Origin of the sequence: Bradyrhizobium sp. JR4.1 (genome assembly GCF_040548605.1) — a bacterium.
GTDB lineage: Bacteria > Pseudomonadota > Alphaproteobacteria > Rhizobiales > Xanthobacteraceae > Bradyrhizobium > Bradyrhizobium canariense.
In genome coordinates, this window is sequence record NZ_JBEPRY010000012.1 from 132,402 (window position 1) to 141,660 (window position 9,259).

The 9,259-nt window shown below is 57.9% G+C and carries 6 protein-coding genes; 3 read left to right on the forward strand and 3 right to left on the reverse strand.

What is annotated here, in order from left to right:
* Positions 1-244 precede the first annotated feature (244 nt).
* Positions 245-1,318: a glycosyltransferase family protein gene (locus ABIB90_RS23185; RefSeq protein WP_446479886.1), complete on the forward strand. Its 1,074-nt coding sequence runs from the start codon at positions 245-247 to the stop codon at positions 1,316-1,318.
* 1,490 nt (positions 1,319-2,808) lie between these two features.
* On the opposite strand, the gene ABIB90_RS23190 is transcribed toward ABIB90_RS23185, so the two are convergent.
* A complete protein-coding gene (locus ABIB90_RS23190; protein WP_219684440.1) occupies positions 2,809-4,032 on the reverse strand; it encodes an acyltransferase family protein in 1,224 nt (407 codons plus the stop codon).
* A 1,001-nt stretch (positions 4,033-5,033) separates the two neighbouring features.
* Between ABIB90_RS23190 and ABIB90_RS23195 the strand changes: the two genes are divergently transcribed.
* Together ABIB90_RS23195 and ABIB90_RS23200 are read left to right on the forward strand one after the other, a co-directional pair.
* Positions 5,034-5,324, forward strand: a complete 291-nt coding sequence (locus ABIB90_RS23195) for a hypothetical protein (protein ID WP_007595273.1) — start codon at positions 5,034-5,036, stop codon at positions 5,322-5,324.
* Between the two features lie 618 nt (positions 5,325-5,942).
* Positions 5,943-7,094: a glycosyltransferase family 2 protein gene (locus ABIB90_RS23200; protein ID WP_007595274.1), complete on the forward strand. Its 1,152-nt coding sequence runs from the start codon at positions 5,943-5,945 to the stop codon at positions 7,092-7,094.
* Between the two features lie 41 nt (positions 7,095-7,135).
* Here the strand turns inward: ABIB90_RS23200 and ABIB90_RS23205 are convergent, their stop codons facing one another.
* Positions 7,136-7,630: a thiol-disulfide oxidoreductase DCC family protein gene (locus tag ABIB90_RS23205; RefSeq protein ID WP_007595275.1), complete on the reverse strand. Its 495-nt coding sequence runs from the start codon at positions 7,628-7,630 to the stop codon at positions 7,136-7,138.
* Positions 7,584-9,224, reverse strand: a complete 1,641-nt coding sequence (locus ABIB90_RS23210; protein ID WP_354201436.1) for a hypothetical protein — start codon at positions 9,222-9,224, stop codon at positions 7,584-7,586. The genes ABIB90_RS23205 and ABIB90_RS23210 overlap by 47 nt, the downstream gene beginning before the upstream one ends.
* Positions 9,225-9,259: the final 35 nt, after the last annotated feature.

The window sequence follows — 9,259 nt, forward strand, 5'->3', positions numbered from 1 at the left end:
TCAGCATTGGAGAACAGCCGCCTCGCATCGGCAACCTTAATGCCGGGCGCTTCGGTTGTCAGCCTTCCCAATTAACCAGAAGGGGCGCCCTCTGCCTGCGGACGCAACATCGGACGCGCGTCCATAAAAGGCTGCCCGCTGCCCGGCAAGACTTTCAACAAGTGTTCCCCGGGAGCACCGAACGAACAGCGCGATCACGCGACCGATGTCGTCATAATTCCGTGCCTTCGGGCTGCTTCTTTCCGTGCTCACATTTGGTTCGAAAGCACACATCGCGACCACGCTTTATGGCATCGACAACCCGAACGGCACAAAATTGAAGCATTTCATCAACGGCCGCTTTCTCTCGCAAAAGCTGACCGGCGTTCAGCGTTATGCCGCCGAACTGGTCAAAGCGATCGATGCCCTGCTTGCGTCCGACCAATCGCCCGCTGCCCTCAAAGGAGCCGAGTGGCAATTGCTCGTGCCGAGCGAGACGAGCGAAGCGATCAAACTCACCCGCATCAAGGTCCACAAGATAGGACGGCTGAGCGGACATGCCTGGGATCAGATTGAACTCGCGCGCGCTGCCGCTGGAGGTCGCCTGATCAGTCTAGCCAATGCCGGACCCGTCTTTCATCGCGATCATATCGTCGTCATCCACGACGCACAGGTCTTCCGCCGGCCCGATTTCTTCAATTGGCGCTATTTGGCCGTCCACCGAACGATGGGTTGCCTGCTTGCACGCCGGGCCACGATCGCGACCGTATCAGCCTTTTCTCGCAATGAACTGGCTGCAATGCTTGGCCTTTCGAAAACGGACATTCCGATATTCCCAACAGCGCAGAGCATTTCGAAATCCACAACGCCCGATCCCAGTTGGAAACAGCAGCGGCGCATGGCGCGGCCAGGCCGCCTCTGCCTGCCAGACGCACTCGAGGCCGGCATCGCTCGCCAGCGAACACATCTCCGCGCCTTGCGCCTTGATGGTCGCGGTGAGCCCGCCGCTGCGGATCGTGTGGGTGTTTTCGCTCGTCTGCGAGCCATACCCGCACGCCGGCCGGCAACGGGATCATCGTGGCCGTCCATCAGTCAGCGCTGCCACGACTGCGCTCAGCGTCGCCGCGTCAACTGCGCCCGTGATCCGCATCCGAGCCCCGGCCGAGAACTCAATCTCGATCGCACCGCAGCTTCCGGAGGGCGCAGTCAACGATCGCCGGTCGGGCGCAATGGACACTGCCGCAAAACGGACTTCGCCATCCTGCCGCTGCATCGGCTCCGGGCCGCAAGGCCGCCTGTGCGCGCCTGCCCCCGCCAAGCCGTAACCAGATTGCGGTGAACGTCATGTGGCCGAGCGACCTCGACAACAGGTGGCCCCAGGCGCCAGACTCTCCTCCACAATCCGAAGCTTTTCGGCACTTGTCCACCGCCGTCGCCGCTCTGGACCGGATAGAACCGTAACCGTCGTCCCGTTTGCTCAGTTGCTTGCGAATTAATGAGCAAATCATCTCACGCTCGAACCCGATCCGGGAAGGCGGCCTCCACCCGAGGCATACCTTTCGCGTGGACTTTGCCGAGGGTGGATAATGCGAGCGCACAAAGATCAGTTCCGCTTGCGACTGCGACGCAGCAACCGTGACAGTGCAGCTGAGCTCAGCTCCAATTCGATCGAAAGAAATGGGGCAGCTGTTCGGCAACACGCATACTCTTTTGGAGGAGCCGAGCCGCCAGTTTGGAGGGCCTGCGGCCCTCATATTGGTTCCGAGCTGACTATCGCAAAATGCGAAGAAAATCGGGTTGCAATCGATCAAATCATTTCGTTTGATACTGGGACAACCTTTAAAACTGAAGCACTAGAGCGGTTGTTTTCCGGCCCGCTACCCAGACTCCCCATTTTGCTCGTCCTTTTTCAGCAGGTAGTCATTTCCAGGCAGCTATGAGTAATCGAAGTCAAGTTTATAGTCGTTCGGCTATTCTGCGTCAGAGAGTTCAGAGGCTGGTCACTCTCCTTACGGAGCTGCAGAGACTCCGTCACCGGGTGCAACGGCTCAAAGAGAGAAGGCGTGAAAGTCGAGGTCGCGCCAAAGGCGTGAGTCGCAGAAGACATTCCCGGCGCTAGCGGACCTGCCGGGTCCGCGCGAGCCACCAGGTGTCGATTCCAAGAGTTGCAGAATCCAAGGTGGCGCCAACCCCAGCGGATGGACCCTCGCATTTTGCCAGTGTGACATAAGCGAGAGCTATTGCATCACCGCAGTTACGACGTGCCACCGCGCGATTGTTCGAAGATCCGGATCAAAGTCATCTGTCACGAGCCGATTTAGCCACGTCCGCTGCCCATCAGCTCCGACGCCCTCGCCTCAAGCCCCTCAAGGGAGACCTCGCCTCAAGCTTTTGACCGCGGTTTCGTGCCGCTCGAGCGAGGTCTCGCCCGAATTCAGCAACTTCCCAACCTTGCTCAGCCATCGTTTCAGGTCCCGAGCAATGTCCGTGATTGTCGCCACCTACATTTCTAGCCAGAAAGCCAACGTCCCGGCTCGCTGCTGATCCAAGCGCACAAACGCGCGCTTACCAGCAATCAAGTACTCACGCCCACCTCTGATAGAGGAAGTGCAGCTTGAGGTTTCCGCACAGTCAAAACATCAGCAAGGGCAGCGCGATTTCGATGGCAGCTGGCGATACTCCGCCGCAGTAAGCCAGATCTAGTGAAGGCTACGAAAGGCAGCGCAACGACGACACCGGCCGCGAGAAGTGGAAACCAAATAGCAAATTAGCGACCCGAACCCGATATGCCAATGGCGGCATCGCACGTGTTCCAATAGAAATTGTCTTTCAGGACGATGCAGAGGCCTTAGAGTCGGCATGATCACCAATGAATCCCTGATTGCCGGGGACCTCGTTGGATTTTGTGTTGCGCAACAAGAACAAAGCCCTCCAATCACGCTGATGGCCAAACTCAATATAGCGGTAGCTCAAAGCACTCAGCGCGATCACTATCGTGAGATATGGCAATGATAATCGAAGCGTGTCTTTTAACGAAGAGGTATCAGGCGGGATCATTTCAACCATAATGGCCGAATGCCACGCATAGATGCTGTAGCACATGCATCCGACGACTTGGACTGGCCATGCTTCGAACAAGCGATTTGCGGACCAGGCCCCGCACAAGACCGCCAGCAGCAGCATGGAAAACCCGGCGCAAAAGATCGTGGCATAGAGAATGCTCACAGCCCAGGGGCCGTTATCCTTGAGATATATGGCGGCAATCATCAGCAGCAGTCCGGGCAGCAGCCCGCGCGACTGAAATCTCCTGGCTGAAACGCTGTCCCTGGACTTGACGTAGAGATCGCAAGCCAACATTCCGAAAATGAACTGATAACACGACCCGAATATTCCGCCCACAAACGGGCGAAACATCCCAATCCGATCCACCGCGATAAGATGCCCAGCCACCACGAAAGCTGAGCAGATGACGACGCTCGACAGCAACAGCCATCCAAGGCCGATGCGCGCGATCAGAAGAATCAGCAGCGGAAACAAAAGGCTGAACCAGATTTCAACGCCTACGGACCACAATACCGGATTGGAGGGGGGCATAAACCCATGTGGCACGAAAATGAAAAGCGTAGATAGAAGCCCGCCGAGCTCCAAATACCACGCGTGCGATCCAGCAGGCGACTTGGCATGGAGTGCAACCGTCACCAGGACGACCGTATAATAAAGCGGAAGCAACCGGACTGCGCGATGCCAATAAAAATGTGTGAAGTCGGCGAGCCGATCGATGGTTCGCTTCTTTGTGCGATAGGGCAGGTACAGAACGAATCCGGAGAGCACGAAAAAGATATTTACGCCGAGGAAGCCGTGCTTCGCGACAATGGCTAGGAAACCGTTCGGATCAAGTTCTCCGGGAAACGCCGGCGCGCTGGATGTGAACGGAACAAGCAAGTGAAAAAGAATCACCATCATGATGGCGAGTCCGCGAAAACCGTTGACGGCCCCGATTTTCTGCGCGGGGCTGTCGGCTATGATGGTGGAACCTGGGGATTGCAATGACAAGACGGCGATCTCAATGTTCGTGGCTTCCTGTTGCGATGCTCGCTACGTTGAGCGAGCTGTCAATAAATGGCTGTCGCATCACTTTCGAGGGCGATGCCAGACGGAGGGCACATTGACCAGCAACTAGGCTCAGGCGAGCACAGCCCAACTCGGACTCGGCGAACGACGTGCCTTCAAATCGTCAATTACGGCAGCTATCAACGATAGGATAAAGACGGCAGCAGGTTGACTGTGAGGCAGAATTATGAGCGGACACGTATAGTTTAATGGGAGGCCTCCTCATCATATTCGTTCTGCTCGCGATTGGCTTCGCTGCCGGCTATGCCACGCGCGAGCTGATCTCTCGTAAGCGGCACACTGAGTACTTGAACTTGCAACCCTACGTTTCCCCCGTGCTCAGAACCAGGCAACCGTCTTCGGATGAAAGCACCAGGACGCGATCCGCCTCATCCCATCCCGCAATGCCTGAGCGGACGAGCCATGACATGCCTCAGTCGTTTCAAGGCATATCCGTCGGGGAGCCGAACCCAGTGAAACCCGCCCGGCCTGCCGGCGCAAACTTGCGTCTCATCGAGCCTCCTTTGTCTAAGCCCGACACGCGATCTTTGGAGTCCGTGGAGATTGAGCAGAGCCTCGAAGAACTGGTCGGGCTCCTGCTGCGCAAAAAACAGGAAAGGTAGGCCGCTCGCCCTCCCGGGGCGTGTTGGTCACAAGTCTCTTGCGGCATCTGCGGGTCGGCCCGTTGCCAGGTCGACCACTTCGCGTCGAAGAATTAAACCCCTGGAACAAAGCACCAGATTTCGGAGAGACTGGGGTCAAAGGAACCGGGTCAATGGCCGAACACGTTCCGGGAAAGAACCGCCCGCCCGCAGCGCAGCGGCAGGCGCACCAAAGATTGGCGTCCGCTGCGCAAAAGTGGTATGTGTTTAGCGGTTCTGTGGCTACAATACGGCCTGTCATGCGTCCGGAACATCTCTGGTGCAAGAGCAGGAGGGCAGATTTTGATCGTGCTGATGATTGCCAGCGCCGTGGCGGGAGTTGTTCTGGGGCGATTTCTTCGCGCATACGCGCTTATTCCCGCAACGGCGCTGATCCTAGTTGCATCGTGGTATTTGGGCCTCGAGCAGGGTTTCGCCACGGGCGCGATAGCATTCGTCGCTGGCGCGGTGATTTTGCAAGTCGTCTATTGCGCGAGCCTGCTGATCTATCTGCTCATCGCGAACCTCTCGGTGCTCGACCAGGTGCAGTCGGAGGCATCACCGCAGATGCCTGAATCGCAAATTGCCTTCTAGTCAGCCCCTATCATAAGCGGCCAGCGAGGATGTTGTGCTCTTAGCCGGTTCATTGACACATCCTCCTGTAGAAGCTCCGCACCTGATTAATTACCATGTAGATCATCCCGCAGGGCCGCATTCCTGGTGGTGTGCTTGTGAGCGCGCTTCGTTTACGCGGCATGATCCCGCGCACGAGTGATGCTCCGCACAAGCTGGTGGCCAAGCGCTAATCTGCTCAACCGAAAGATCTCCTGCACCCAACTGAATACGCGTGTGAATGCGTGGCGGAGGCTCCTTCCTTTGACTTTGATGTCAGCTCCTTGAAACTTCAGTGGCTGTGTTGCACAAAATCAACTGGCGCAAATGCTTTCGGACGAGACGAATGCGCAACAAGCTGCCGCGACACATCACTGTATGCTCAAGACGTTTGGGAACGAATGGCGATGCAATTTATTTAGAACCGGCGCGAAGCCGCCGGCCGATATTCCTCGATTGCAAAGAAGAGGCGCACATTGTCCCTCACCACGGCTTATGAGGCTAGATCAACCCGTTGGGACATCGTGACCGTCCATAGCACCTATATTCGCCTTCTTTTATCGTAAATAATGCAGATGTGATCGGTTGGCTGGACACTCTATGGAATTGCTGGCGAGAGCAGCGGCGGGCGGGAACCGCGCGCAGAACGCGTTACAACAGTCGATTGTAAGGGGTCAAGCGGCTGTCGTGACGCCAACGCGATCACGGACCAAGCAGCGCCCCGATCCGGTCATTCACCGGATCGACACCCGGCCGCTCGACTTCGGCGCCGATGAGATCGTGGCTGTCGGCAAGCTCCGGAACGAGATGCTGCGATTACCCGATTTCCTGCGCCATCATCGCCGGCTCGGGGTCGGACGTTTCCTCGCAATCGACGACCGTTCGGATGACGGCACGCGAGCATTCCTGCTCGATCAGCCGGACGTTCACGTGTTCGAGATCCGGGAGCCCTTTGCAGAATCAAGTGGTGGCGCGCGTTGGACCAGCGCCGTGCTCGACCAATTCGCGCCAGGACGGTGGGCGCTGACGCTCGACGCCGACGAACTCTTTGTCTACCCCGGCTGCGAAAATTTTGATCTTCGATGGCTGTGCCGTTATCTGGAGAGCGTCGGCGCTGATTGCATGACCGCGGAGATGGTCGATATGTATCCACGCTGGCTCGGCGGTCCGGAACGCTACCATGCCGGCGAGAGCCTCGTCGCTTTCTCCTCCTACTTCGATTCCGATACCTATGTGAAGCGCCGTCGGCGCGGCTTTCCGACCAGCTACCTGGTGGGTGGTGCGCGAGCGAGGCTGTTTTATGACGAACCGATGCCGCCGAAGATCGCGCTTTACGACGCACTTGTACAGTTGCTTGAGCCATATGGGCTGGCGCGGCTGCTGCCTGCAGTTAACATCACGCGCTGGCAGCCACCGCTGCTCACTAAAGTGCCGTTCGCGCGCTGGTTGCCTGGCCGGCGCTATATCGCCGCCGGTCACCTGATGGCTCCGCCAGGCAAGCCAGGCGACGTCACAGGCGCCCTGCTCCATTTCAAATTTCTCCACGACTTCACCGATAAGGTCGCAATCGCGGTCCGTGAGGGGAACTACTATCTCGGATCGGTCGAGTATCAACGCTACGCGGAGCGGCTCGATCAGAATCCGTCATTCGAACTCATCTATCCCAAAAGCCTGATCTACCAATCATCCGACGATCTTGTCCGCTGCGGTCTGATGCGTCTCTCTCCGGCCTACCAGGCCGCGATGCGATAATCCTGACGCACAGGAGTCGCGCTGGAGCCTTCCTCCAATCGTCACCGGACCCCGTCGTCGTGCTTGATGTCTTCGTCGGAAGGACCGACCGGTATCCGCTGCTCTGGAGCATTGATTTCAACGATCAGCTTGCGGCCGAGAACTCGAAGGAGAAGCTTCCTTCCGCGCACCAGCGCCGGATAAAGTGCCCTTGCGAGGCGTGGCCGGGAGAACACGAGTCGATTGAGGCGATTGAAGACTGTCGCCTTGCCGGCAAGCGTTGCCAGCAGATGCATTGCATCGGCCCCATGGTAATGCTGCCCACGCCAGCGAACCACCATGCCTTCATTGAAATCGAGGTTGCGCGCGCGGATATCGCCTATGATTGGATGCTCCGAACGCGCGTCGATCAGGTGAATGCGCTGCCCACGTTCCCGCAACTGGTACAGCAGAACATAGCGACTGCATAACGGGCATTCGCCGTCATAGACCACCCAGATATCGTCATCGCTATGGGGCAATTCGATAATCCGTTCGCTTCCGAACGTCGCGCACAAGCTTGCCCTCCACCAGACCGAGGCATACTGAGTCCACCACATAGTGATAGGCGACAATATCGTCCATGGTCAGCTTGTTGAATTCTCCATACAGCCATGGATTGGAGAGCATGTGGTGCGGATAGGCATAGAAGCTGTTGTTGTCCTTCACCCAGGGATAGACACGGAAAAAGCGATCCGTCTCGCGCACTAATTTTTCCACCGCCTCCATGGCTACGCCTGTGTCCTGACGCGGAAGCATCTCCGGGCCGCAGGTAGTCGCCTCGTGCCAAGTCGCAAGATCGTGGTTGTTGCCGCCAACGCGAGCCCGGAAATGATTCTCAGGGATGTACATGGTTCCGGTTCCGATCATGTACGAGTAGATACCGAAATACGTGGAAGGCGCGAGAATCTGGCGACCATCCCGAGTCTCGACGAAAAGCCGCGGGCTCGCCAGCTTCGGCCCGTCCAGCCATCCAAGGTAATTGGTGTAGAAGAAGAGCCGGCCACAGATGATTGTCACGACCATCACAACCTTCATCGCCGGGGTAAACCCACCACGTGGCAGCGTGCGTGCCGCGGCTACGATGAACAGGTTGAGCGCAATCCAGAAGAAGAACAGAGCCCCGAGCGTGAAGTACACGCCGATGTGGAAGATGTCGAACAGCAGGCAGAAGAACGACAGCACGCGCGTCGAGATCGCACCCAGCGGCGACAGGAGCTGGGCACCCAGCACGAAGACGTTGAAGATCAGCTGGTTGCTCGCGATCGCGTCCCAGATCGTCTGCAACGCGCCCGGCCATAGGCCGAGAGGGGCGTCGCCGCGTTCCAGTCCCATCAGGATTGAGGTTTGCGTGGGATTTGCGAGCAGCCAGGTCCATGGCTTCTCGCCACCAGCCTGCAGCTTTGAGATTCCCGACCAAAAATAGCTGCCGAGATGCGCCCCGACGGCGCACGCCCAAATCAAGCCATAGGTGCGATCGCGAAGCTGCGTCACGTTGTCTGCGGAAGCGAACAGTGTGCGCAGCCGCGGCACGCGATCGATCACCGGGGCGCTGGTGAGGACGATCGTGCCGAGCACGCCAAGGACGACGAAGTTACCGATGTCGAGCATGCCGAGATAATCGGTCTCGGTCACGAAGATGCTGGACACGACGCTCACCATTTCGCGCCATGCATGATAGAAGTAAAACAGCGGCAGCAGAAATGAAGGTCGCCAGATCGCGGCTATTCCTGCCACAACCGCAAGCACCGCACCGTAGCGGAAGAACAGTGTTTTGTCGCTCGAGCCGAACAGGATGTTGGGAGGCCCCGCAAAAGGCCCCAATGAATCGAACAACAACTGCACGAAGATCGCCATTCCGATCGCGACGGCCGTGATCCGCAATGGCGGCGAGAAATCACGGTAGCGAATGGAGTTGAAGGCGAGCGCGCCGGCAAATGCCAAGCAAACCAGCACCAGTGCGTAAATGTCAGACCAGCGCGCGAGATGCGTGACGGCCCGCCGCGAAATCGCCGAAAGAATGACGGCTACTGCAAGGAGGAAGAGAGGTCCCGCAAGTGACGTGACGCCAGACCGGGTTCCCTGCCGTGATGCAACGGTATACAACGTCATCCCGTCTCGAACTCCGGTGCTTCGCCATCGAGATC

Excerpts from the sequence above, each read along its gene's own strand:
- ABIB90_RS23200 (WP_007595274.1), top strand. The coding sequence starts at position 5,943 with ATGGAATTGCTGGCGAGAGCAGCGGCGGGCGGGAACCGCGCGCAGAAC.
- ABIB90_RS23210 (WP_354201436.1), bottom strand. The coding sequence starts at position 9,224 with ATGACGTTGTATACCGTTGCATCACGGCAGGGAACCCGGTCTGGCGTC.